The organism is bacterium (Candidatus Blackallbacteria) CG13_big_fil_rev_8_21_14_2_50_49_14 (assembly GCA_002783405.1).
GTDB lineage: Bacteria > Cyanobacteriota > Sericytochromatia > UBA7694 > UBA7694.
The window spans coordinates 1-803 of record PFGG01000017.1; the positions used below are offsets into that span (position 1 = coordinate 1).

An 803-nucleotide genomic window follows, 5' to 3' on the forward strand; every position below is an offset into this window, starting at 1 on the left:
TCGCTTTTACCCTGCTTCGGCAGGGGCGCGCATCGTACTTTAAAACCTGAAAATAGCTATAAAACCTCCCTGGATTAGCAAGTTAAATATTTGAGTCGGCTATATTTGATCAGCATCCCAGCGCTGAACAATCCTTTTGAGGTGAACTGATGGATCCGCGAATTTCAAAATTTGGCAATGAACTGCTGGCCCCGGTTGCTGCCCAAAAACCTGTCAAAGCTGGGCGCACTGCCCCCTTGAACCCCAATGATCTCAATTTTATCAACGTCAATAAAGACAATAAAATTACTGTTGATGAACTCAAAGGTGCGCTGGCCACGCAAAGAGGTGTGGCCGTTGAAAGCCTTGCACTTTTGCCCGAAGAAGAAGCTGAGTTGGCTGAAGATGCCAAAGATTTAACCTCCTTTATCCGCAGGGGAGGGAAGTTGGAAGGCAGTGCTGAACAAGGTTTTGCCTATACAGGTGTGGTTAAACAGCCCAGTTTAAAAGAACTGCGCACAGCCGATAATTTTGAAAACCCGATTCAATTGGCACCAGGCGCCAAAGGGGAAGATATTCGCAAATTGAATACCCTGATCAACAATCTCTATGCCCTGGATGAGGAATACAAGCCCCTGGATGAACGCAATGAAGTCTATGGTGAAGCCCTGCGCGATGCCGTGGCTGACTTTCAGCGTAAATACCAATTGATCGGCACTGAAGGGGTACAAGCAGGAATCTTAGACGGAAAAACCTTGCGTGCTATTGAACGCCAGGTCGAAGGGGTGATCAAGGCCCAGGATATTTATACGCCCTTTGTACCC

Annotated in this window: 1 protein-coding gene; it reads left to right on the forward strand. The window is 47.4% G+C overall.

Annotation, left to right across the window (positions count from 1 at the left end; genetic code table 11):
* Positions 1 to 149: 149 nt before the first annotated feature.
* Positions 150 to 803: hypothetical protein (locus COW20_03935; protein PIW50002.1), on the forward strand; the 654-nt coding region annotated here is incomplete at its 3' end.